Origin of the sequence: Proteus alimentorum (assembly GCF_002607735.1) — a bacterium.
Classification (GTDB): domain Bacteria; phylum Pseudomonadota; class Gammaproteobacteria; order Enterobacterales; family Enterobacteriaceae; genus Proteus; species Proteus alimentorum.
In genome coordinates this window covers 183222-208601 of the sequence record NZ_NBVR01000031.1, presented here as the reverse complement: position 1 = coordinate 208601, position 25380 = coordinate 183222, and the positions used below count along the sequence as shown (strand labels likewise).

The window sequence follows — 25380 nt, the reverse complement described above, 5'->3', positions numbered from 1 at the left end:
GTAAAGTGACGAATGTCTGTTAAGGAATTTTTTCTGTAAGAAAAAAACTCATCATATTGTGAGTTATTGTCCATAACGAGAGTAAGAAAAAAGAGATAACGCAAATACGCTATCTCTTAATGGTGATCTTCACTTGAAACGTAATATATTTGCCGTATGCACAACTATTGGGTCACTATGTGGTGACTACTTAGACGGCACTAACCCCGGTTCAACCACGGCATAAACTTGATCATCGAGAAGATCGGCTTCAAGAAGCTGAGCCACTAAACGTGCAACATCTCGACGATTAACTAAACCATGTGTCTCTTCATATTGATAAAGCTGAGCTTTACCCGTTTCTTCACCATTAAGTAATCCACCCGGTCTGACTATCGCATAATCAAGGCGACTGGTTTGCAACCACACTTCGGCCAATGATTTTTCTCTTACAGCTTGACCAAATGCTGCTTTTGCTCTGTCAGATAAGGCAATCCAACTATCACCACATCCTAAAGATGAAACCATTAACATACGTTGAAAACCCATTTTCTCTGCCGTATCAATGACGGTTCGATGAGCGAGATAATCATTTTCACCGCCCATTGTGGAAATAATATCTGCTTCTTTTCCTGCCAATGCTAAAACGGCTTCGACAGCCTTAATATCAATCGCATCACCGATAACGGTTTTGATCCCTTTTTCTTCTAACCGATTAGCAGCTTCTTCGGAACGAACTAAAGCCACAATAGGGTGTTGCTGTGTAACGCCAATATCTGCAATATGCGCGCCAACACCTTTGCCGCCAGCGCCAAAAATAACCCATGTTTTCACGCGCAATTATTCCTTATTTAATTGTTGTGCTAATTGACGGAAGGCTGATAGTTGCTCTGGTAATAACTGACGATGTTCATCTCTACCAAGGAAAATCTTAAACATTGCAACGCCTTCTTGATTGAAAAATAAGATAGAGGCGGTATCCATACCCATAAATTTACGCTCGATCATCGCAATATATTGGCAATTTTCGGCTTTAATATGGCCTGTCATTCCTTTTTTACCACGTAAGTTAAAATAGCCATGTCGATGAAAACCACTAGGTAATTCACCGCTAAATTCTAAAATAACATCTTGAGTATGCACAAGTGTGGTGACATTACCCCATTTCATCACGTTATCCCACACAATATCGAATTGCTCACCACTCATTAATGAGCGTGATGGTAAATGTCTCACAACCTCCAACAAGGTTGTCTCAAATTGCGTTGCAATCGTTTCCAGCGTTCCATCAGGCTCGGTCATTAAAAATTGTTGTAACTCTTTATTCATGATGTTATTTCCATCTTCTAATTAATATTTAGGGGAATAAAATTAACGAGGTGTATTTAATTGCAAAATTAATTGCTGTAAGGATGTCAGCAAATTACTTGCCCAAAAACGGCCTTCATTGGTGAGTCTCATACAAAGAAAATCGTCTTCAACAAGACCGGCTTGATACCATTGATTTAATAAAGGAGTGAGCTGAGTCGCTTGCGGACTTAATTTAGCTAAATCAACACGCCCACACTCGATACCGGCTTGTAGTTCATGACGCCAACGAAAACCGCTATCGGTTGTACGGCTCATCATCATTAGGGGCTTTTGGTTATCTGTAATTTTTTGATAATAGCTATCCAGTGAACGATCTATCATCCATGAATAACCATTAACTGAACCACCAGCACCAGAACCAAAAGCAAGACAATCGGCACCTTGTTTGATTAATAAATTATAGAGATTGCGCTCACGGGTTGTTCTAGCCCAATGACTATTACTGATCTGATGCCAACCCACATTTTCCATAAAATCACAACCTTGAAGATAAAGTGCTCGCCGTTCTATCGGTGTTGGTACAGTCACTCGCTGATTTTCTACCGCTTTGCCTAATGGTGTGTTGGGCAATAAATTCAATGCGTATAAATCAACACCATCTAGGCCAATATCCTGGGCAATAGTAAGATCTTCTTGCCAATTCACCGCATTTTGTCCTGGTAATCCAAATAACAGATCACACACTACAGCGGCTCTATCTCGTAAGCAGAGTTCTTTCATAAACTGAGTGGCTTCTTCACCCGTTGATGTTCTTGCCATTCGTTTACGGATCTTACTGTTAAAGGTCTGAATACCAATAGAAAAACGGTTTGCACCTGCATCTAAACAAGCATCAATTCGATTATCATCAAAATTTAAAACGCGACCTTCAATTGTGATTTCACAATCTGGCGCTAAAGGAAGTGATTGGCGCAAATATGTGATCACTCGATAGAGATCTTTTGCTGATAATGCAGAAGGTGTCCCTCCACCAAAGTAAACGGCATGGATTGGCGCTGACTGATAAAGTAAGCTATCAGATTCAGCCGATATCTCACGTAATAATGCGTCGGTATAGCGCGTGCAGGCTTCTTCGTGATAGTTATTTTGATAAAAACCACAAAACGTACAATGCGTTGCACAAAAAGGAATGTGGATATACAACAAACGTTTACATGCAGGTGTTTTACTGTCTAATAAAGCTTGCCATGTTGATTGTTGTTCTTCTTTTGCAATAGGTACTGAGCCTCTCCATGGCATCGTGGCATGCCTATCACGAAAAGGGCTATCACCCTCAAGTGCAAAATGGGAAGTAAGATCAATTTCAGTCGAAGATTGCATACTATGTGTTGCGACTAATTCTTTCATTATTAAATCATTCCTACTTATTATCATTAACAGGATCAGCGGGATAAAACTGTTGATGCAATAACTCCACAGCATCGACAATACGAGGCCCCATTCCCAAAATAAGGGATTGATCAATTTCAATAATGCGTTGGTTTTTCCATGCTTGAGTCATTGAAACACCGGGAACAGAAGCGAGCCCTTCAGAGGCTCTTAATCCACCAGTTTTGTTTTCCTGACTTTGTGTTGTAATAACAATTAATTCTGGATTGGCAGCGATAATCGCCTCTGCACTGTAAATACGATAGTTCTCATGCGTGGCAATATTCTCGCCACCAGTTAAATGAAGAATGGCATCCGCGACACTGGTTTTTCCTGCAACTTGAGGGATCCCTCCACCTGGGGAAAGAAAAAACATCACTTTTACTTTCCGTTTAATGTGATTATTTTTTTCAGCAATAACCGCTAAACGAGATTGTAATGTGTGAATTAATGCGTCAGCCTCGGTTTGCTTATCAAGAGAAACCGCCAGTGTTCGAATATTTTTCAGCATCAATTCAAATGTGGCTGGTGTTCTTGGTAAAGAAATGACCTTTACGTTATGTTGCGCCAGTTGGCGCAACACCATTTTGGGTTCAGCATCATCCCAAGTGACAAAAGTTGAAGGTCGTAAAGAGAGAATTCCTTCTGTACTTAGTTGTTTCCAATATCCAATATGGGGCAATACTTGCGTTTGCTCTGGATAAGAGGTTGTTTCATCAACACCAACAACCTTATTGCCAGCACCTATGGCGTAAACTAATTCGGTTATAGAGCCACCAGCAATAACCCAACGCTCGCTATTCTTGCTATCTTTTGCCATTAAGTTAAAAGATAACAATAACAAGCTAAGTGCGATTACTCTTTTTTTCATCATTAGAATGCCCATGTCAGACCAACTGCAGCATTAATACCCGCAGCAGGAATAGATTCATGAGCAGTTTGATAACGCTTATTCAAAATATTATTTAAATCAAAGTTAATACGGTATTGATCGTTATTGCCAAATTCCGTGCTCAGTGACAGATTAACCGTTGTCCAACCTGCATAGTGCTGTTTATTTTCGGGGTTACTATGATCTTTCGCTCTTGTTGCTGCTCTTAAGTATAAATCTGATATTAAATTCATATTATTGAGCAATAATAAATGCTTAGCACCAATGCGAGAAGTTAATGTGGGTTCACCGGTATCCCATGTTTTCAATGTTGAGCCAATAAATTGACGACGCATCACATTGACAGAAACATAAGGGGTAATTGACCAACCTTGGTATTGCGCCATCACTTCCATACCATAAGTTTTGGCACGATCGATATTGTCATAATAGAAATAATCTGCTCGGCCAGTTTTACTATTTCCTTCGCAAATCGCTTCTCCTGCGCAGGCAAGAGATGTAATGTAATCCTTAGCTTCAGAATAATAAATCGCGCTATCGATATACCAATTATTCCCTTTATAACGTGCGCCAAACTCCACATTATTAGAACGTTCAGCGTCAAGATCTCGATTACCGTAAGTCACCGCACCGCCAGCAGTCGTATTCATAAATTGCTGAACGAGTGTTGGAAAAACATAGCCTTGTGCAAATGCGAGACGTAATTCTGTATCTTTAAGCCCAGAATAACGCAGATTAGAGGACACAATAAACGCGTTATCTCTTACAGGATCAGAACCTAATGTCTTATAACTTGTTCCCGTTTTGTTATGGTGAATAGTTTCATCACCATCTTGTAATTCTGATTTCAACCAATATTGTCTGGCACCCATTGTCCATGACCAATCATCTGTTATTTTCCAATCATTTTGGGCGAAAACAGAGATATTGGTTTGTTTACTGCGGTTATGTAACAGGGATTGTTTTTCATAATTTACGGCAGGTGGAACGCCTGTTGTGCTATTTGAAGCAGTTTGCCCATCGGACGTTTGTTTTACTTTATCTTGTTGATATTGCGAACCTAAAATCAATTCGTTATTTGCAGGTAAAGTAAAATTAGCCTGCATTGTTATACCTTGTGTATTCTGCGTATCTTTAGATTGAGTTCTATTTTTTACGGTTAAATTACCAATCATCGGTCTGCCTGTAGGCGTAACCACGCCTACGCGGTTTTCAAATTCTCGCTCTATACGTTGTGTATAGGCATCAATATGAAGTTTTTTAAAATAATCTCTATCTGCATCATAGTCATAAAATAATCCCACTTTTTCACGCTCAAGTTTAGGCACTTTAACGCTAAACTCTTGATATTTTCCTTCATCAGCATAATAAGATTGTGTTGATAAATTATAACGATCGAGCGAAAGGCCAAACTTATGTTTATTCACTTTATAGCCTAACCATGCACCTTGACCGTTATTTCTAAAATGCGTATTCGGTAAACGTCCATCAGGCGTATATCTGTCACCATGATCGGCATAACTTCCATTAAGTCGATATTCAAAATCACCGACAGTACCTGAAATTAACGCAGATTCTCGCCATCCCATCGTCGCTGAGTCATAAACAACTTTGACATTTCCCCCAAAAGGCTTATTGCCACCTTTTTGAGTAATTAAATTTATAACACCGCCAATAGCTTGCGAGCCATAAAGCACCGAATAGGGGCCTTTAACTACTTCAATGCGTTCTAGTGCAGATTCATCAATTAAAATACCGGCACCAAAGTTTTGACCACCGCGTTGATAGGTCACTTCTTGCCCATCAACCAACAAGAGTACGCGTGATGAAGCCTCGCCACGAATACGAATTTGTTTACGACCAGCAAGGCTATTATCAGTGACTTCAACACCAGGAATATCACGCAATTGATCAGCAATAGAAGAGGAGGTTGATTGAGTTATTGTTTCTTTATCAATAACTTGAATGGTAGCAGGGCTATTCCATAAAGAAGCTGCGCTACGTGTTGTTGTCACAACCAGTGTATCTTCTTTAGGTGAGACATTATCAGCGATAGCATATTGAGAGAGTGAGAGTGTTAAAGCAGACAACACGAAGCAAGATTTGAATTGAATGCACATAGCTGCAAACCTTAATGAGATCGTTAATTATTATCATTCGCTTTATAATTTAAGTTTGAGTATTCATCAACCTAAAAATGGCAAATAGAATACATCTTTGATTTAGATCAATGTGAAAATGTGATTTCATGCACATTGGATGCTTAAATAAACAAAAAATGGCACGAAAAGAAGGGTTTTTAAGCAAATATCACTGAGTCACAATTAATGTGTTATTTTAAAGGCTATAAATACAGATCATTTAATACCGAATAACAAAGAGAGTGCTGTTATGCCTATATGGGTTGATGCTGATGCATGTCCAAAAGTAATCAAAGAAGTGTTATATCGTGCCGCAGATAGAGAAAAAGTGATTATTACTTTTGTTGCTAATCAACGATTAATCGTACCCGCATCGCCTTTCCTACGTACATTACAAGTTTCTGCTGGGTTTGATGTTGCTGATAATGAAATTGTTCGCCGTACCAATAAAGATGACTTAGTTATTACTGCTGATATTCCATTAGCTGCCGAAGTCATAGAAAAAGGCGCGGTAGCTCTAAACCCAAGAGGTGAACGTTATACTGAAGCAACGATTCGGGAACGTTTAAATATACGTGATTTTATGGATACGATGAGAGCAAGTGGTATTCAAACTGGAGGACCTGCAAGTTTAAGTCAACGTGACCGCCAACTTTTTGCAAATGAATTAGATAAGTGGCTTTTGCAACAAAAAAAGCGCGCCTAATTTAGGTCAGTCTAAACGATTTTAATAAACAAACGGGCATAGAGATATGATTGCCCGTTTTTCTTTAAGATAAATTATTGATAAGACTAACTGAAATAAATTTAGGCAACAAATGTGATAATAACTTCAATTAATTATTTATTCGGTGATCTCATTTACTTTCAGTTGATATCAAAAGGCAATGAATTTATTTATAATATTAGGGAAATTTTCCCATCAAGACGAGAGGTAATGATGTCATTTTCTAAATCTATGCTTGCTTTGGCTGTAATGGCGGTCTCCTTTTCTAGTTATGCGGCAAAACAGGCTGATTTGATGATAGTTGACGGCACTGTTCTGACTATGGATCAGCAAAATAAAATTATTCAGCAGGGTACTGTTGTCGTAAAAGAAAATAAAATTATTGCCGTTGGTGGCCCTGAGCTTTCTAAAGAATATCAAGCCAATAAAGTATTAGATGTTGATGGTGATATTGTGATGCCGGGTTTAATTAATACCCATACTCATGGTTCGATGACTGTATTTCGTTCATTAGCCGATGATGTGCCAGACAGACTTCACCGTTATATTTTTCCACTTGAAAGTAAAATGGTTTCTCGCGAAATGGTTAGAGTGGGCGCTGATCTTGCCAATATCGAAATGGTAAAAGGTGGCGTAACAACTTACGTTGATATGTATTATTTCGAAGATGAAGTAGCCAAAACGGTTGATAAAATGGGAAATCGTGCAGTATTAGGAGAATCTGTTATTAATTTCCCTGTTGCCGATGCAAAAACACCAGAAGAGGGCATCCAATACGCAATAAACTTTATTAAAGAATATAAAGATCACCCTCGTATTATCCCCGCATTTGCACCACATGCTCCTTACACAAATACCACAGAAAACCTTCAGAAAATTGCTAAGTTATCAATAGAACTTGATGTTCCTGTTATGATCCATTTAGCTGAAACCGATCGTGAACAAGAAGAAATTGCTAAACGTACTGGTGGTAAAAGCCCCGTTCAATATATGGCAGATATTGGGGCGTTAAATAATAAAGTTATCGCGGCACACGCAATTATGGTCGATGATAAAGATATTGATTTACTGAAAAAATATGATGTTGGTGTCGCTCATAATATCAGTGCAAATACTAAATCAGCGAAAGGTGTTGCACCTGTCGTTGCGATGCTAGAAAAGGGTGTTCGTGTGGGTTTAGGGACTGATGGTCCAATGTCAAGTAACACGCTAACGACCATGAATGAGCTAAATCTTGTGGGTAAAATCCATAAATTAGAGAATAAAGATCGTGCTGCAATGCCACCATTAACCGTTGTTGAGTTGGCAACAATAGGTTCGGCAAAAGTATTACATATGGAAGATAAATTGGGATCTTTAGAATCAGGCAAACTTGCAGATATTATCGTTGTTGATACTAAATCCCCTAACATGGTGCCAATGTATAGTCCTTATGCGGCATTAGTTTATGGTGCAAATGGAAGCAATGTTCGCCATACCATTGTTGATGGAAAAATCTTGATGGAAGATCGCCAATTATTAACAGTTGATGAAAAATCCATTATTCAAGAAGCGCAAGATTTCTCTGATAAAGTCCGTAAAACGGTTATCGACAGTGGTGAAGTTGTTAAATAAAAATCGATACCAATCTCTTTATTCTAGGCAGTTTTTTTAAACTGCCTTTTTTTATTATTTATTATTTATTGTTTACTGTTTATCGCTAAAACTTATCTCTTTTTTTATCTAAAAAAGACTATATAAAGCTAATAAAAGCGCAATATCTCTCCATCATTAAGATAATCCTGATTACTTAAATTTGAAAATCTTAACATACTGTTTTATATGTATTTTTATCTTCGCACCATTAAATCTTTAAGCTTATTCTGTTATCTAATTTATTAAAGATGCAATACTATCTAAATATACTTGTGCAACAGTGCATCTCTATTTTGCAGTTTGTACTAATACAGCTCATCAACTATGGATAGAATGAAAATGATGATTAAACACAATAAACTAACACTATCGCTTATTACATTATCGATTATTAGTGCAACCAATGCTTTGGCTAATGAAATCAGTTCAATAGATCCCGCTCAACCACTTAATTATGATATAAAACTTAATCAAGCAACTATTTTTCTACGGGGTGCTGAACTCGATAATAATGTAACGCTCAACTTACCTGCTGGGCAGAGTGAAGTTGTTTTATCTAATGTTGCAAACAATATTGATCCTAAAAGCTTATCAATTAGCATTGATAATGACGATGTGATTATTAACACAATTAACGTTAAAAAAATTCCTATTGCCCCTAGTTATCCCTCTGCAGTTGCTGTATTGATGGAAAAGCAGAAAGATATTAGTAAAAGAATTGAAGTATTAAATATCAATATTAATGTGGGTGATGAACAAATTGCCTTACTAAAAGACCAATCATTTTTTGGCTATGGTGAAACTCAGTCATTAGAACACTCATCACAAAAGTTTGATTTTATTAGCCAAAAAATGACATCAATTTTAAATCAGCAAAAAATGGCTCGTGAAGAAATTGCTGAACTAACAGAACAATTAGAAGAATTAAGCCGACAATTAGAAATTGATATGCCAGTGATTACAAAAGATAAAACGCAAATTGTTTTATCTTTAGGCACATCAAAAAACCTAACCAGTAAAATGCGTATTTCTTATATAACACCAGATGCTGGATGGTCACCCGCTTACGATATTCGAAGTCAAGGAATGGATAAACCGATATTACTCACCTATAAAGCGGATGTTATTCAAAATACGGGTCTCAATTGGGATAAAGTTAAACTGATTTTAACTTCGACTAACCCATCACTTAATATTACGGCACCCACCTTATCACCTTGGTATTTATCTCTTTATAATAACACTGCGAAATTCAGACAATCTAATATGGATATGAAGATGGCAATGCCAGCTCCCGCATTAGAAGCAATGAGTGAAGCGCCAAGAGCGCAGTTAAGTAAAGGAGTGACTCGTTACGTAACAACCAATAATAATGGGATTAACTTAAGCCATGCTATTGCGTTACCTTACACCTTAAAAAATAGCACAGAGCCTAATACATTAGTGATTAACCAAAAAGAAGTTGTTGCCGATTATCGCTATTTAACGACACCCAAATTAGTTGAAGAAGTTTATTTACAAGCCGAAGTGAAAGATTGGGAAAATTTAAATTTACTCAATGGTCGCGCGAATATCTACTATATGAATAGCTTTGTTGGTAATAGTTATATTAATACTAACGAATTAACAGAGCTACTTAGCATTCCATTTGGAATAGATAAAAATATTCAAATTAGCCGTGTTAACAATGAGAAGATAAGAAAAGAGCCTATCTTTATTGGTACAACGATTGAACAAAAAGAGAGTTATACCATTAAAGTCAGAAATACTTACAATTCTCCTGTAAAAGTAACTATTTACGATCAATTACCACTTAGTCAGGAAAATAATATCAATGTATCAGATGCGGTTTATAAAGATGGCGTACTTGATAAAGATACCGGCGAAATTGAATGGAATATCACATTAGGTGCAAAAGAGGAAAAATCATTACCTCTAAATTATACGCTTTCTTATCCTAAAAACAGAAAAATTATGGGGTTATAATTTTCCTCATCTGAATTTAAAAAATAAAATAGAAGAGGGTGCTATGCACCTTTTTCTATTTTAAAAAAGAACTGATTTTATATTTTATCATATTTATTGACTGTGATTTTTAGTAAATATAGAAGAAAGCAAATGTGGCGTTTTGTATTAACCACAATGAATGATTTTAATCTTAATAATACAAGACTACCTAACACAAAAAGAGAACCATATTAAATTATATCGCTTAATTGGAATTGGTTTTCTGTCTGAATTATGTGCTTTACCTTTAGCTTTACAACTCTCAAATAAGGGGCAGGGAATTAACATTAATCGGTTTATTTTCCTTGAACTTTCTTTAGCAGTTCCTTTTTTCTTTGGTTTAGTGATTATCTTAGCAATAGGGTTATACCATACTAAGAAATAGGTCATACCGCTGATTATTACCTAAAAAGCCTCATAATATAAATTTACGAGGCTTTTCTTTGGTATTTTCTTTGGTATAGATATTTAATACCAGAAATCTTAGCTATCTACTCATTTTTAAACCACTGCATGACTTCTTCATAACGTCCTTGGTAAATAATTTTATCTTCCTTTTTGCTTAATTGATAACGATACATGGGATCGTAATACTCTTTAAGTAAAGGAGTTAACCAAGAAAAATGTGCCTCGGTGTTAGACTCTTTTTTCTGTATTTCTAGGGCATTATCTAGCAACTGAGTTAATTCGGTTGCTCTTTGAGAGCCTAATCGGCGGCGGATAGCAAATAAACCATGATGCAAATAATCACTGTAAGCTTGCCAGCCTTTTTCTTCGCCATACGCTTCCAGATAATCATGTGTCATGCGATCAAAATATTCTGCCTTCAAACGTTCTATGCGTCGCTCTAAAGGATCATCAACAACAACTATTGATGCCTCAACCATTTTTGCTCGTAAACATTCAGGTAATCCATTGGCGCCAATAGCGCGACCTTCATCCTCAAGTACCCATCGTGTATATTTCGGTGCTTTCTTCAACATTTCAACACCAAGATGGTTTTCAAAGGTTGCTTGAGGAAACTGATCTTCTACAATGCGGCCAAAAGATGAACCTCGATGGTGTGCAATACCTTCAAGATCAATACCTTCAGGTAACGAACGCACTAAAGTCGTTTTTCCATTGCCGGTACATCCACCAATTAAGATAATAGGTCGTTGAACCAATTCACTGGTCATTTCAATAATAGCCTGTCTTAGTGCCTTATATCCGCCTTCAATTAATGGATAATCTACACCTATTTCTTTAAGCCATTGCTGAACTATATGAGAACGCATTCCTCCTCGAGCGCAGCAAATATAACCATTAGGAAATTGCTCACAAGCTTCACGCCAAGCGGCAATACGGTTATCACGAATTTCACCATTCACCAATTGATGCCCTAAAGCAACCGCTTTTTGTGAACCTTGCTGTTTATAACAAGTCCCCACAGCAGCACGCTCTTCATCATTCATTAAAGGCAAATTGATAGCATGAGGGATTGAGCCTTGATTAAACTCAATAGGCGCCCGCACATCAATAATAGGTGTGTCGTTAGCAAGAATATGTCGAATATTTTGAGCAGAAAACGCTGATTCCATAATAAAAATTGTTACATCTAGTCTGGCTGAAAGATTGACTACTATACTCTTAAGCGCATGTGATGACACGCTCTGAACATATGTTTTTATTAAATTATAGAGTGCTATTTCTAACAGAATAATTTTTCTAGAACAAAGAAATAACTATCAAAAACAACTGAAGAGAACAAATGTTATCTTCAAGAAATACTTTTTCATAAATCTTTATATTGTTTTATTTAGGTGCGTATTTTTCACTTTTTTAATCATCGTGAATACAATTTAGATGATATTTTTTGTTTATCACTTATAATCACAGCGTATTCCAGAATAGCTCAGTGGTAGAGCATTTGGCTTCGGACCGAAAGGGCGCAGGTTCAACTCCGGCTTCTGGATCCCTCATTAATAATAATTTCTATTGCTTGACTCCTTTCAATACGCCAAATGACTATAATTATGATGATAAAGCATCACATCTTATTTTTTATGGTTGGTCTAAAAAATATTGGATGATGAAAACTATTTTACAAGCTAATGGTGAAGAAATTCTTGAATAACCCCCAATCCAATAAAGCAGGGCGTTATTTAAAATACACCGTTAAAATAGGTACTGTTACGAGGCTTAAGTGATATTTGAAATTTTTAGAACATCTATACATTACAGTTTACACTTTTTAGCGCCTATCTTATTAGGCTATCTGTTCTGGCGTAAGAATTGGAAGATAGCCTCACTGCTTATGATAGCAACAATGGCTATTGATATTGACCATTTATTAGCAACACCTATTTTTGATCCCAACCGTTGTAGTGTTGGGTTTCATCCATTACACACAGGTTGGGCCGCTTTGGTTTATTTGGGTATATGGTTTTTACCCTCATGGAAATTAAAAGCCATTGCAGTAGGGTGTTTATTTCATTTATTTACCGACTCGGTTGACTGCTATTTAGGTGGATTAAAACCCAATTTAACAATGACGATGAGTTGTGATAAAAATCACTTTACATCTAATCTAAATAACAACTTTATTATCCAAGAATAAAATAGATTCACTTTTCCCTTTAATTTTTTATTTGGATTGCTTAGTAAATTTAATTAACACACCACCTATAATCAGCAAAATACCTATTATTTGTAATAGTAGGTTATTGCTTCCAACACCACTAAATATATCAATAACCAGACTTGAGAACATTTGCCCACAAATAGCTAAAACAGACGTTAACATCACACCCAACAGCGGTAATACGTAGCTATTAATGACAACAAAGAACGCGCCAATAATACCACCAGCGAAGGCAATCAAAGGGGTCGTTGAGAGTTCAATAGAGTGATAATCTTTTATCCATAAAACGAAAATAGTTAAAAATATAAAGCCAACTAAATGATTGATTAAAGAGCTATAAAAAGCATTGCTATTTTGCGCTAGTTTACCATTCAAAGTGCGGCTTGTTACAATACAAACACCATTAAATAATGCAATTAAAATAAAAATACTCATTAGTTATCTACCTATAATTAATAATGCACTACCAGAAATAAGTAAAAGGCACATAAATAAATCACGTAAGGTGATTTTTCTTTTTTCAACGCCAAACCATCCCATTGCATCAACAATAACGCTAAAAAGAATTTGCCCTGTTATCATTAAAATAATGCTACCAGAAAGCGACAATACGCTATTTACTGTAATTGCAGCTAATAACACCGTAAATGTCCCAGGTATACCACCTAAATACCATAAAATTTTTATTTTATTATTGTTTTTTTTGCTCTGTTGATTCTTTCTTAAATATAAAATATATATAATTAAAGAGAAAATAGTCCCTATGCCGTGTGTTATCCATGATGCGGTTAATGGCGTTGTAAAACTGGCCAAGTAACTATTACTCATAATCATTAATGAAAGTAAAACACCAGAAAAAATTGCAATAAGAGAGAGAATATACTTGTTATTCATAACATTAAGTCTATATAAATCATTTTTTGTGTGAATTAAAATATTCCTTTTCGATAATACTGGCAAGAAAACACACTGTTTACTCTAGGTTGACAATATGAATGATATGAATGCCTTTCCCATCCTGATTGCTGTAGCTGAACACCTGAGTATTACCCAAGCTGCCAAAACATTAAATATGACAAAATCGGCAGTCAGTAAGGCTATCCAAGGTATAGAAGAGAAGTTAGGTGTACGCTTATTTCATCGAACGACAAGAAGTGTCAGTTTAACTGAAGAGGGAATTGTTTATATTGGTTATATTCGAGAGTCTTATAAGTTAGCTGTAATGGCAGAAGAGGCCGTTTCACAATTTAGCGATAAAGCAAAAGGTAGCATTAAAATTTCGGCTCCTATGTCATTTGGTACGTTACATATTGCTAAGATAATGCCTTTATTTATGCAGAAATACCCCGAACTGGATGTACAACTTTTATTTGATGACAAAGTAACGGATTTAGTCGCAGAAGGATACGATCTTGCAATTAGAATTGGTGAATTACCCGATTCATCATTAATAGCACGTCAATTATCACCTTGTTATAGCCAGCTTTACGCCTCTTCAGAATACCTTGATAAATATGGTGAGCCTATGCAAGTTTCTGAGCTAAAAAATCACAATTGCTTATCGTATTCATTATATCAAGCTGGCATGGAGTGGATTTTTTATCAAAAAGGTAAAAAATATAGCCATATTCCTAAAGGTAGCTATCGTGTTAATAACAGCGAGGCATTATTACAAGCTGTTTTACAAGGGATAGGTATCGCCTTACTTCCACATTTTATTACCCACACAGACTTATCAAACACAAATAAAAAGCTTATTCCTATTTTGGCATCCTTTGATTTACCTAAGCACTTTATTTATGCAGTTTATCCTGACAAGAAAAACCTTCCTCGTAAGATAACGCTATTTGTTGATTTCTTAAAAGAACAATTCGGTTCAAATAGCGACTACCAACGCAGCATCGAAAGAAAATCATCACAATAAACGGTTATCATCGCCGAAAAAGTCATCATCTAGCCACTGTGCTAAGGTTTTAGTATTAATTTGATTTGCTTGTAGCTTTTCAATCGCAAAATATTCAGGGAATGAGGCATCAGACTCATCATACTCTTTTTCGAGTTGTTCTAATTTGGCGAGCGCATTTTCATAGTTATCAAAAATGGCTTCAATATCACGATAGATCTGACCAAAACCTTCACTAAACCGTGAAACAGGGTAATAAAAATCGGAAAGGGGGATATCACAGCTAAAACTGTTTAATTTTACATCTTCGATTTCTATCCATCGCTCTTTTTCAGTGAGCACTTTAACTTGATTGTCTTCGCTTTGATTATCTTTAATGAATGCCGTTTTTGCTTTTTCAGCCGTATCTTCATTATCAAAAACACCTAAAATAAAATCAGGCCCTTCATAGCCTGAAATTCCTAGTATACATAAGTGAATTGTATTCATATTTTTTACTCTTTCCTGAGATAAGTCTTTAGATTGTTTTACAACCATTCTTAATATCATTTCAGGCATTATAAGCCTCTAATGAGCTAGATAACTTCACTTATTTTCTCTCTTTTAAGCCTCATAATCTGGTGGTAATTGCAAAAAGCTTGATGTAGAGTGCTCAGTCTTTTTTTAATGAAGTCTATTGGGGAGGCTGAATGTTTATTGGCTTTGACTACGGAACATCAAATTGTTCTGTTGCAATGATGAAAGAGGGAAAACCCACTCTTTTGCCTTTAGAAGGTAATGATGTGTATATTCCATCAACCCTTTGTGCGCCAACCCGTGAATCTGTTTCTGAGCACTTATTTCGCCATTTAAATATTAAACCTTCCAGTGAAGTTGGCGAACAATTACTAAGAAAGTCGATCGCGTTTAATCGAGAAGAAGATATTGAATTAGTTCCTGAAGATATTCTTTTCGGACAATCTGCATTAAGTTTATACCTACGTGATCCTCGTGATGTCTATTACGTTAAATCACCTAAATCCTTCTTAGGTGCCTCAGGGCTACATGACATACAAATTAGCTTCTTTGAAGATTTAGTTTGCGCCATGATGGCAAATATTAAGCACCAAGCAGAAAAAAGCACACAAGAAGCGATCACCGATACCGTTATCGGCAAACCTATTAACTTTAATGGGTTAGGTGGCGATGCTTCAAATAGGCAAGCTGAAAGTATTCTTATCCGTGCAGCTAAAAGAGCTGGCTTTAAGAATATTATGTTTGAATTTGAACCTGTTGCTGCTGGGCTTGAATATGAATCGACGTTAACGAAAGACCAAACGGTATTAGTCGTTGATATTGGGGGAGGTACAACTGACTGCTCGTTAATTCAAATGGGGCCAAGTTACCAAGGCAAAACCGACCGTTCAAATACATTACTTGCCCATAGTGGACAACGTGTTGGTGGTAATGATCTCGATATTTATCTTGCTTTTAAACAGCTTATGCCATTATTTGGTATGACAGGGTTAACGTCTTCAGGTATTAAATTACCGCTGAAACAGTTCTGGGATCCTATTGCGATTAATAATGTAGAAGCACAAAAAGAATTTTATTCTCGTCAAAACCTTGCTGTATTAAATCAGCTAAGACGGGATGCAAAAGAGCCTGAAAAAATAACACGTCTTATTGAAGTCTATAATGAAACATTGGGTTATAGCATTGTTCGACGTGCTGAAGAGGCTAAAATTGCCTTATCAGACTCTCCTGAATATATTGCTAATATCGCCTTATTAAGTGAAACCTTAGAATTAACTATCGAACATGATCAGATGGTTGAATCTATTGAATCGCCAAAAAGCAAAATGATTGAATTGGTTAATGATGCGGTAAAGCAAGGGGGAATAAAACCCGACGCGGTCTTTATGACGGGAGGTTCGGCACGTTCGCCTATTCTATGCCGAGCTATAGAACAACAGTTACCCAATGTTCCTATTGTTAAAGGTAATGACTTTGGCTCCGTCACCGCAGGATTAGCACGTTGGGGCGACGTTTGTTTTAAATAATCGGTTTTAAATAACTGGCTTTTTCAATATATTAAAGCGCTTTACATTCAATCTTTGTATTGATTAGATGTAGAGCGTTTTTCTTTATAAAACACGATAAAAACACAACATTCGACAGGAGAACACATGTACCGCTTCCAAAATGATTATAATGAAATTGCACACCCTGCGGTCATGAAGGCAATCACTGATACAGTGGGACAACGCTATGATGGATATGGCATGGATAAGCTTTGTCATCAAGCTGCTCAATCAATAAAACAGCGTATTCAACAACCTGATGCGGATATCCACTTTTTTAATGGTGGTACCATTACTAATTTAACTGCTATCTCTCATTTTTTACGTCCACACCAAGCGGTTATTTCTGTCAGTACTGGGCATATTGCTACACATGAAACAGGTGCTATTGAAGCAACAGGACATAAAGTTATTACAACATTTTCCGCTGATGGCAAATTAACCCCCGCATTGTTAAAACCTATTCTTGCAGAGCATAATGATGAGCATTGGGTACAACCTAAGCTTGTTTATATAACGAATGCCACAGAAATTGGTACGGTCTATCGTAAAGCAGAATTGCAAGCGCTACGTGATTTCTGTAACGAAAATAATTTGTGGTTGTACCTTGATGGTGCGCGTTTAGCAGCAGGACTCATGTCAGCACAAAGTGATCTGACTATTGAAGATATTGCCAGCTTAACGGATGCTTTTTATATTGGTGGCACAAAAATTGGGGCGATGTCAGCTGAAACGCTAGTGATTTGTCACCCAGCACTCAAATCTGATTTTCGTTTTAGCTTAAAACAAAAAGGGGGATTACAAGCGAAAGGTTGGTTGTTAGGCGCGCAATTTGAAGCTTTATTTAAAGATGATCTCTATTTTAAATTAGGTAAACACCTTAATGAAATGGCATCACAATTAACTGAATTCTTTACTGCACAAGGTTTTGATTTTTTAGCACCGCCAGAATCTAACCAAGTTTTTGTTATTTTGCCAAATACAATTGCAGAAAAATTAACTCAGCACTTTGTTTTTCATCGCGTTTTACTTGAAGATCCTAATTTGAGTTGTTTACGTCTTTGTACTTCTTGGGCAACAACGCAACAAGATATTGATGGATTTAAAGCCACATTTCTACAATTAGCTTAAGTTTTTCATTTATGCATTACGCATTTATTTCAGCGTAATGCATTCTCAATACAATAAGAAATTAAAGACCCAATTTTAAAAAATAGTGATGGTGAGGTGCCTTAATGATGCTATATTAATAGTTCCTCACTCAACATAAGTAGGGTAATAGAATGAAGAAATTGACACTCCAAGAAATGACAGATGCCCAACAAATGCGAGTCAGAACCCGAATAGGTCAAGAGAGAAAGAAATTAGGGCGAGAGTTAACTAACGCCGAAATGAATAAAGTCAAAGATTCCATTATTACCGAAATCTCCCTCGAAGTTGAAAAAGCCACTAAAAAAGCACAAGCCCTCAAAAAGAAGCAAAAACTAGCCCCGAGTGATGAAACCTATAGTTGGTCAGCCCAAAATCATACACGGGGATACCGTTAACTCATTAACTCATTAACTCATTTCATTAGCCTTGATTTATTTCAGGGCTAAGCAATTAATATTGCCTTTTATATTATCAGAACTAGAGTGATTATTGACTTTAAGTGAAAACTAATATTAGTAATTTATACTTTTATTTTTGCTTAATTTTTAAACACAAAGAGAGTTAATTAAAATCAAATAAAAAAATAGCGCCAATCCTTTAAAGATGGCGCTATTCTTTTACCCTGGTATTGACGCAATATTGCTATATTTCCATTGTATCAATTAATGAATATAGCTTTTTAAAAGCATGATATTTTTTTTGGTATGTTTTATGTTTTTCTAGATTTGGTGTATGGCGTTTTTCAAGCTTAGGTTGAGAAAGAATAACGTGTGATGAATGAGCGGGGTTTACTGCTAATTGTGCGAGCCTTGCTGCACCAAGTGCAGGGCCAACATCACCACCTTGGCGATAATCAAGGGTTTTTCCTGTAATATCGGCCAGAAGTTGCCGCCAATATTCACTTCTGGCACCGCCACCAATTAATGTAATATTATCAGCTAATTGACCTGCATTTTCAGCAACTTCAATCCCTTGTCGTAACGCAAAACTCACCCCCTCAAGAACAGCTTGGCATAAGTCAGGTCGTTGATGTTCATGGGTTAATCCCCAAAAGACACCTTTCGCATTCGGGTTGTTATAAGGTGTCCGTTCACCAGAAAGATACGGTAAAAACAGGAGGGGGCTATCAGCAAAAGTAGCATGTTCAACTTCTTTAAACATCGCACTCACACTCTCAATCCCTGTCAATTGACACACCCAATCAAGACATGATGCCGCACTTAACATCACAGACATTAAATGCCAAGTATTCGGTAATGCATGACAAAAACTGTGTACTGCATTATCACTATTTTGGAGAAATTTTTCGCTAACCACAAAATACACACCCGAAGTGCCTAAAGAAAGCATCGCTTGACCAGGTTGATAAACGCCGACACCCATTGCACCCGCGGCATTATCACCACCACCAGCAATAATAGGTACTTGGTTCATCTGCCATTTTTTAGCAATATCAGGCAATAGATAGCCCGTTATTTGATTGCCTTCAAACAATGTGGGCATTTGGCGGCGTGTTAAACCTGTCGCATTTAAAAGCTCATCACTCCAATCTCGCTTTTGCATATCTAACCAAAGCGTACCCGCTGAATCTGACATATCACTGGCAAAATTACCGCTCATCTTCCAACGTAAAAAATCTTTAGGTAATAAAACATGTTCAATGCGTTGAAAGATTTCAGGTTCATGTTCAGCAACCCACTGTATTTTTGGTGCCGTAAAGCCGGGCATCACTAAATTACCCGTGATTTTTTTAAACTGAGGATATTGCGCTTCAAGCGCTTGGCACTGTTTAAAACTACGACCATCGTTCCATAAGATCGCAGGACGTAGCACCGCTTGTTGAGCATCAAGTAAAACAGCACCATGCATCTGGCCGCTTAACCCAATCGCCTCGATTTGATCCATGGAGTAATTGCGTCCAAGTTGAAGAATAGCGTCTTCCGTTGCTTGCCACCATTGCTGCGGATCTTGCTCTGACCATTGAGGATGAGGGCGTGATATTGCTAAAGAAACGGAATGACTGGCAACAACGTCACCTTGCTCATTCATGATGATCGCTTTAACGCTTGAAGTGCCTAAATCTAGCCCTAAATACATGAAGTTACCTCATGATCTGTATCTAATTAATAAACACAGCGGAAAACCCGCTGTGTTATTACGTTTATGCCATTAACCAAAAATATAGCGATTCACTAAACTTTCTAGCATTTCTTGGCGCCCACTTTGTAACTGTGGCGCTAACGTATTGTTTTGTGCATATTTCGCCACATCTTCAAGGCTTAATTTACCTTGTAAGATATTTTGACCAAACTCCGCGCTCCAGCCTGAATAACGCTGTGCCGTAAATTTATCAAGACCACCATCTTGGATCATTCTTGCTGCAATGCGTAATGCCATTGCCATTGTGTCCATTCCTGAGATATGCCCGTAGAACAGATCATATTTATCATTACTTTGACGACGAACTTTAGCATCAAAGTTTAAACCACCCGTTGTAAATCCACCGGATTTAAGAATTTCATACATCACGAGTGCATTTTCTTCTACGCTATTTGGGAATTGGTCTGTATCCCAACCTAATTGAGGATCGCCACGGTTCGCATCAACAGAGCCTAAAATACCTAATGCAATAGCAGTCGCAATTTCATGGTGGAAGCTATGTCCTGCTAATGTTGCGTGGTTGGCTTCAATGTTTACTTTAACTTCTTTTTCAAGACCAAACTGTTTTAAGAAACCATAAACAGTCGCAGTATCATAGTCATACTGATGTTTTGTCGGCTCTTGTGGTTTGGGTTCAATCAGTAATGTGCCTTGGAAACCAATTTTATGTTTGTGTTCAACAACCATCTGCATAAAACGGCCAATTTGCTCTCTTTCTTGGCGTAAATCTGTATTTAATAGGGTTTCATAGCCTTCACGTCCGCCCCATAATACATAGTTTTCGCCGCCCAGCGCTTTTGTCGCTTTCATCGCTTCACAAACTTGTGTCGCGGCCCATGCAAAAACGTCTGGATCAGGGTTAGTTGCAGCACCTGCACCATAACGAGGATGAGTGAAGCAGTTTGCCGTTCCCCATAATAACTTAACGTTGGTTTCTTCTTGTTTTTTCGCTAATACATCGGTGATCGCCGCCATATTAGAGATATATTCATTGATGTTATTGCCTTCAGAAATAACATCGATATCATGAAAACAGTAGAAAGGAACATTGAGCTTATGAAAGAATTCAAAGGCAACATCAGCTTTGCGTTTTGCTTGCTCTAAGGCTTCACCCGATGTTTGCCACGGTCTATCAAAAGTACCGATACCAAACATATCAGCACCATTCCAACAGAAATTATGCCAATAACAGGCGGCAAATCTTAGATGATCTTCCATTCTCTTACCTAAAATAATCTCATCAGGATTATAGTAACGAAAGGCTAATGGATTATCGCTTGTTGTGCCTTCATATTGAATTTGTTCAATTTTATCAAAGTAAGACATGGAACCGTCCTTATTTAGTATCAAGTTGTAATTCTGAATGTGATTCAAGCTCAGCAGTCATCTCTTCCTGCTCTTCTGGTGTTAATTTGGCAATACCAAAGCCCGTGAACCCCCATAGCATGGCAAAGAAGATGCCACTCCAGCACAATACAGCCCAAGGTAAGTAACTTAAGGTTGCAACACCTAATGTACCTGCCATATAAGCACCTGCGGCTGTCCACGGTAAAATGGGTTCAAAGATAGTGGCGGAGTCTTCTACGGTACGAGCAAGATTTTTAGGGTGTAAGCCTCGTTCGATGTAGGCACCGCGTAACATTTCGATAGGAATAAGGATTGAGATTTGTCCATTGCAGGTCACACCAATCATGGTTAGTCCACAAGCAATTGTGGCTAAGATCATTGAACCGGTTGAGTGAACCATTTTTAACAATGCATGGACAATCACTTCTAATGCGCCACTTAACGATAAAGTCCCAGCAAAAGAGAGGGCGCAGAAACAGATAAGCAGGGTGCTCATCATCGAGTTCATGCCACCACGGTTTAGTAAGTTACCTAATAATTCCGGCACTTCTTTCCCTTGGATCATCGAGACATTAAAGCCATCAACTGCACTTTTTACGATGTCATGTAAGCCAAAACCTTGAATAAGATAAGCGTTAAACATCGCAATGGCAGCAGAGGCCAACATCACTGGGATAGTGGGTTTCTTCGTTACTGAACCATATAAAATCACTAATACAGGAATGAGAAGGATTAAATTGAAGTTATAAACACTCTCAAGACCATTTGTAATTAATGTCACTTTTTCCGGCACACCTTGGCCAGCTAAATCACCGTTCATGCCATAAACCGTCATCACAATCGCGGTTAAAATCAGCGAAGGCAGTGTGGTGTAAAGTAAATGCCAAATATGTTGATAGAGGTCGATCCTTGCAGCCATAGCAGCAAGGTTGGTATCACCTGATAATGGTGATAGTTTGTCACCAAAGTAGGCACCCGCCACTACGGCACCGGCGGTTGCAGCAAGGTTTGCATCCATACCGACGGCAACGCCCATAAAGGCAACACCGATGGTTCCTGCTGAACCCCATGAAGTGCCTGTGCAGACGGATACTAACGATGTGACCAATAATGCCGTGACATAAAGCATTTCTGGGCTGATCATTTTTAAACCGTAATAGATCATCAGTGGAATGGTGCCACCAATCATCCATGTGCCGATTAACAGACCCACACTGATTAAAATCAGCAATGCTGGCATGGTTTTAGCAATTTTTTGTGAGATTGCCGTTAAGATCTCGTCATAGCGATATCCTAATCGTTTTACTAATAGCGCAGCTACAACCGTAGATAGCACCATTAAAGGCTCTGGTGGTAAATCAAAAGCGGCGTAGCCTCCACCCAATAGCACCACCATGGTGAATATTGGAAAGAGTGATTCGAGTAATGTAGGTGTTCTCGGCGTGTTTATCGTTTGCGTTTTCATTGTAATTTATTCCAAACTGGCGTGAGGTAAGGTACGAATAAGCCGAGTGAAAACGGTTTCTAATATTGAACGAGGTGTCGCGATATTAATGCGGAAAAAACCATCCCCAACCGCACCAAAACCACGCCCCCAACTCATTTCCACTTCAGCTAATGAAACAAACCAATGTTTTAGTTGTTCTTCAGATAACTGCATTTTTTGGTAGTTGACCCATAGCATGTAGGTGCCATGACTTTGTGTAATAACCCAATCAGGAAAGTAACGTTTACATTGTTCTTTTACCCAACGTCGATTATCAGCAAGGTACGTTTTTAATTCACCAACCCATTGTTGGCCTTGTAAGGTGTAAGCTTGTAAAAAAGCGGGCACTGAAAAATAACCAGGATTATGAATACCCGCCGCAATTAAGCATTGCTTAAATTTTTCACGATATTCAGGATTGGCAATGACTATATTGGCAACTTCAAGCCCCGCTAAATTGAATGTTTTAGCGGGAGAAGTACAAATAAAGGTGTGTTGTTCTACATAAGTATTTACTGATGAAATAGGGTGATAAGTTGCGTCATCAAAAACAAAATCTGCATGCACATCATCAGAAATAATAAAAACCTGATATTTTTGTGCAAGTTCCGCTATTTTTAATAAATCACTTTTTTGCCATACCGTTCCTGTTGGATTATGTGGCGAGAGTAAAATAAAGCAGACAGACTGTTTAAACTTACTTTCCAAATCATCAAAATCAATTTCATAGTAACCGTCACGATAAATCAACGGGCTTTCTAATAGTTCACGTTGATTAACACAGACTGCATTGCTAATAGGATGATAAGCGGGAGAGAGTGTTGTCACTTTATCGCCCACTTGTGTGAAGTTCTGAATATAAAGTGAAACCGCTTGAATAATACGAGGGCAAAAAACAATAGATTCAGGCTCAACAACCCACTGATATTGCGTTTTAAACCAATTTGCAGCAACGTTATTCCAATCATGGCTAAGGTCGGTATAGCCATAAATGCCTTTAAGATTAAATTGGGTCAATGCATTAATAATAAAATCAGGCGCAGGAATATCCATATCTGCAACAGATAATGGGATAACATTGGCGTTACTATTACACCATTTTGCGCTATAGGTATTTTGCCTAGAAATTAATTTATTAAAGTTATTCTGATACATGAAAAATCTCCTCGGCAACCGTGTTTAAAAACAACATACGCGTTGTTCTTAACATTGGTTATTCCTATTTTTTACTTTGCTATTACGAAATTTGGCTTGTGTGATAGTAATCACATAGCGATGAAAGCAAGTTCTAGCAAAATTAAAGCTGTGGTTTAATGCGTAGCTGGATAATTAGGTAGGGTAAAATGAAAAAAGATAAATACTTTCGTATTGTGCTGTTGTTCAACGCTAATAAAGTGTATGACCGACAAGTGGTTGAGGGTGTTGGAGAATATCTTCAAGCATCACAGTGCCATTGGGATGTATTTATTGAAGAAGATTTTCGTACTCGACTGGATAATATTAATCACTGGGTTTGTGACGGTATTATTGCAGATTTTGACGATCCAATTATTGCTAAGCATTTAAGCCAATCGCCATTAGCGGTTATCGGCGTCGGCGGCTCTTATCATCAAGAAGAAAATTATCCCCCCGTTCCCTATATCGCCACTGATAATTATGAATTAGTTCAACAAGCCTTTTTACATTTAAAACAAAAAGGGCTTAAACACTTTGCTTTTTATGGTTTACCAGCAAAAGATCATCCTCATTGGTCTAATGAACGAGAGTACGCATTTCGTCAATTAGTCACCAGCGAAAAATATCCAGGCATTGTTTATAACGGCATGGATATTACTCAAGAAAATTGGCAACACGCACAAAACCGCTTATCGGATTGGATACAAACTCTACCACCACAAACGGGGATTATTGCGGTCACCGATGCAAGAGCACGACATTTACTGCAAGTTTGCGATAATTTAAATATTAATGTGCCTGAAGAAATCAGCATTATTGGTATTGATGATGAAGATATGACACGTTATTTATCGCGCATTGCATTATCTTCTGTTGTGCAAGGTTCACGACAAATGGGGTATTTAGCCGCAAAGTTGTTACATCAAACGCTAGAAGGGCATGTAACAGAGAAACAGCAACGAATATTAGTGCCGCCCGTTAAAATAGTCGAACGTCGCTCAACCGATTTTCATTCATTTAGCGATCCGACGGTTGTCCAAGCCATGCATTATATTTATTACAATGCCTGTAAAGGGATAAAAACAGAGCAAGTTTTGGATGCGGTTAATATGTCGCGTTCTAATTTAGAACAACGGTTTAAAAAGGAAATTGGCAAGACAATTCACACCGTTATTTATGAAGAGAAACTTAAACGCGCTCAAAATTTATTAGCCACAACAACCCTCGCAATCCAAGAAATATCGGTAATGTGTGGCTATCCATCACTGCAATATTTTTACTCTATCTTTAAAAAAGAATTTGGTATGACACCAAAAGAGTTTAGGGATGAGTGAGATAATAATGACAAAA

The 25380-nt window shown here is 37.5% G+C and carries 22 protein-coding genes and 1 tRNA gene; 10 read left to right on the top strand and 13 right to left on the bottom strand.

Annotated elements, in window-relative coordinates; translation table 11 throughout:
- Positions 1–186: 186 nt before the first annotated feature.
- The 5 genes from B6258_RS11525 to B6258_RS11505 are packed head-to-tail and all read right to left on the bottom strand — an operon-like array spanning position 187 to position 5730.
- Positions 187–813 carry an NAD(P)H-binding protein gene (locus tag B6258_RS11525; RefSeq protein WP_099075372.1) on the bottom strand — a complete coding sequence of 209 codons (627 nt, stop codon included), beginning with the start codon at positions 811–813 and terminating at the stop codon, positions 187–189.
- A 6-nt stretch (positions 814–819) separates the two neighbouring features.
- A complete protein-coding gene (gene hutX / locus B6258_RS11520; protein WP_420820590.1) occupies positions 820–1308 on the bottom strand; it encodes a heme utilization cystosolic carrier protein HutX in 489 nt (162 codons plus the stop codon).
- Positions 1309–1350: 42 nt separating this feature from the next.
- Positions 1351–2697, bottom strand: a complete 1347-nt coding sequence (gene hutW / locus B6258_RS11515) for a heme anaerobic degradation radical SAM methyltransferase ChuW/HutW (RefSeq protein ID WP_420820589.1) — start codon at positions 2695–2697, stop codon at positions 1351–1353.
- Positions 2698–2710: 13 nt separating this feature from the next.
- Positions 2711–3592 carry a heme/hemin ABC transporter substrate-binding protein gene (locus tag B6258_RS11510; protein ID WP_099075370.1) on the bottom strand — a complete coding sequence of 294 codons (882 nt, stop codon included), beginning with the start codon at positions 3590–3592 and terminating at the stop codon, positions 2711–2713.
- Positions 3592–5730 (bottom strand): TonB-dependent receptor plug domain-containing protein, encoded by a 2139-nt coding sequence (locus B6258_RS11505; protein WP_099075369.1) that lies wholly within the window; start codon positions 5728–5730, stop codon positions 3592–3594. Before B6258_RS11505 ends, B6258_RS11510 begins: the two co-directional genes overlap by 1 nt.
- Before the next feature lie 271 nt (positions 5731–6001).
- Between B6258_RS11505 and B6258_RS11500 the strand changes: the two genes are divergently transcribed.
- The 3 genes from B6258_RS11500 to B6258_RS11490 all read left to right on the top strand — a co-directional run bounded on the left by B6258_RS11500 (position 6002) and on the right by B6258_RS11490 (position 10099).
- Positions 6002–6457 carry a YaiI/YqxD family protein gene (locus tag B6258_RS11500; protein WP_040133470.1) on the top strand — a complete coding sequence of 152 codons (456 nt, stop codon included), beginning with the start codon at positions 6002–6004 and terminating at the stop codon, positions 6455–6457.
- Positions 6458–6691: 234 nt separating this feature from the next.
- Positions 6692–8092, top strand: a complete 1401-nt coding sequence (locus tag B6258_RS11495; protein ID WP_099075696.1) for an amidohydrolase — start codon at positions 6692–6694, stop codon at positions 8090–8092.
- Between the two features lie 360 nt (positions 8093–8452).
- Complete coding sequence (locus B6258_RS11490) at positions 8453–10099, top strand: DUF4139 domain-containing protein (RefSeq protein ID WP_164996162.1); 1647 nt, start codon at positions 8453–8455, stop codon at positions 10097–10099.
- A 512-nt stretch (positions 10100–10611) separates the two neighbouring features.
- On the opposite strand, the gene mnmH is transcribed toward B6258_RS11490, so the two are convergent.
- The gene (mnmH, locus tag B6258_RS11480) at positions 10612–11700 is read right to left on the bottom strand and encodes a tRNA 2-selenouridine(34) synthase MnmH (protein WP_099075367.1); all 1089 of its coding nucleotides are present in this window, start codon (positions 11698–11700) and stop codon (positions 10612–10614) included.
- 303 nt (positions 11701–12003) lie between these two features.
- Between mnmH and B6258_RS11475 the strand changes: the two genes are divergently transcribed.
- Both B6258_RS11475 and B6258_RS11470 read left to right on the top strand, forming a co-directional pair.
- A tRNA-Arg gene (locus tag B6258_RS11475) sits at positions 12004–12075 on the top strand.
- Between the two features lie 230 nt (positions 12076–12305).
- Positions 12306–12719, top strand: a complete 414-nt coding sequence (locus B6258_RS11470; RefSeq protein ID WP_099075366.1) for a DUF6122 family protein — start codon at positions 12306–12308, stop codon at positions 12717–12719.
- A gap of 27 nt (positions 12720–12746) precedes the next feature.
- Here the strand turns inward: B6258_RS11470 and B6258_RS11465 are convergent, their stop codons facing one another.
- Both B6258_RS11465 and B6258_RS11460 read right to left on the bottom strand, forming a co-directional pair.
- Positions 12747–13178, bottom strand: coding sequence for a DMT family transporter (locus B6258_RS11465; RefSeq protein WP_099075365.1), 432 nt, complete (start codon positions 13176–13178; stop codon positions 12747–12749).
- A gap of 3 nt (positions 13179–13181) precedes the next feature.
- Positions 13182–13703: a DMT family transporter gene (locus B6258_RS11460; protein WP_338064493.1), complete on the bottom strand. Its 522-nt coding sequence runs from the start codon at positions 13701–13703 to the stop codon at positions 13182–13184.
- A 31-nt stretch (positions 13704–13734) separates the two neighbouring features.
- Here B6258_RS11460 and B6258_RS11455 point away from each other — a divergent pair, with 31 nt between their 5' ends.
- Complete coding sequence (locus tag B6258_RS11455; RefSeq protein ID WP_099075363.1) at positions 13735–14667, top strand: LysR family transcriptional regulator; 933 nt, start codon at positions 13735–13737, stop codon at positions 14665–14667.
- On the opposite strand, the gene B6258_RS11450 is transcribed toward B6258_RS11455, so the two are convergent.
- Positions 14659–15135 (bottom strand): hypothetical protein, encoded by a 477-nt coding sequence (locus tag B6258_RS11450; protein WP_129586857.1) that lies wholly within the window; start codon positions 15133–15135, stop codon positions 14659–14661. The two genes, B6258_RS11455 and B6258_RS11450, sit on opposite strands and share 9 nt — an antisense overlap.
- Before the next feature lie 200 nt (positions 15136–15335).
- On the opposite strand from B6258_RS11450, the gene yegD reads away from it, so the two are divergent.
- The 3 genes from yegD to B6258_RS11435 all read left to right on the top strand — a co-directional run bounded on the left by yegD (position 15336) and on the right by B6258_RS11435 (position 18256).
- Entirely contained in the window at positions 15336–16688 is a 1353-nt protein-coding gene (yegD, locus tag B6258_RS11445) for a molecular chaperone (RefSeq protein ID WP_099075361.1), read from the top strand.
- A gap of 126 nt (positions 16689–16814) precedes the next feature.
- The gene (locus B6258_RS11440; RefSeq protein ID WP_099075360.1) at positions 16815–17840 is read left to right on the top strand and encodes a threonine aldolase family protein; all 1026 of its coding nucleotides are present in this window, start codon (positions 16815–16817) and stop codon (positions 17838–17840) included.
- Positions 17841–17992: 152 nt separating this feature from the next.
- Positions 17993–18256 (top strand): YjbD family protein, encoded by a 264-nt coding sequence (locus B6258_RS11435; RefSeq protein ID WP_099075359.1) that lies wholly within the window; start codon positions 17993–17995, stop codon positions 18254–18256.
- 247 nt (positions 18257–18503) lie between these two features.
- Here the strand turns inward: B6258_RS11435 and xylB are convergent, their stop codons facing one another.
- The 4 genes from xylB to B6258_RS11415 all read right to left on the bottom strand — a co-directional run bounded on the left by xylB (position 18504) and on the right by B6258_RS11415 (position 24009).
- Positions 18504–19958: a xylulokinase gene (gene xylB / locus B6258_RS11430; protein ID WP_099075358.1), complete on the bottom strand. Its 1455-nt coding sequence runs from the start codon at positions 19956–19958 to the stop codon at positions 18504–18506.
- Between the two features lie 72 nt (positions 19959–20030).
- Entirely contained in the window at positions 20031–21347 is a 1317-nt protein-coding gene (gene xylA, locus B6258_RS11425) for a xylose isomerase (RefSeq protein WP_099075357.1), read from the bottom strand.
- Positions 21348–21357: 10 nt separating this feature from the next.
- Positions 21358–22833: a Na+/H+ antiporter NhaC gene (gene nhaC, locus B6258_RS11420; RefSeq protein WP_099075356.1), complete on the bottom strand. Its 1476-nt coding sequence runs from the start codon at positions 22831–22833 to the stop codon at positions 21358–21360.
- Positions 22834–22839: 6 nt separating this feature from the next.
- Positions 22840–24009 (bottom strand): MalY/PatB family protein, encoded by a 1170-nt coding sequence (locus B6258_RS11415; RefSeq protein WP_099075355.1) that lies wholly within the window; start codon positions 24007–24009, stop codon positions 22840–22842.
- 188 nt (positions 24010–24197) lie between these two features.
- Here B6258_RS11415 and B6258_RS11410 point away from each other — a divergent pair, with 188 nt between their 5' ends.
- Positions 24198–25364: a XylR family transcriptional regulator gene (locus B6258_RS11410; RefSeq protein ID WP_099075354.1), complete on the top strand. Its 1167-nt coding sequence runs from the start codon at positions 24198–24200 to the stop codon at positions 25362–25364.
- Positions 25365–25380 lie beyond the last annotated feature (16 nt).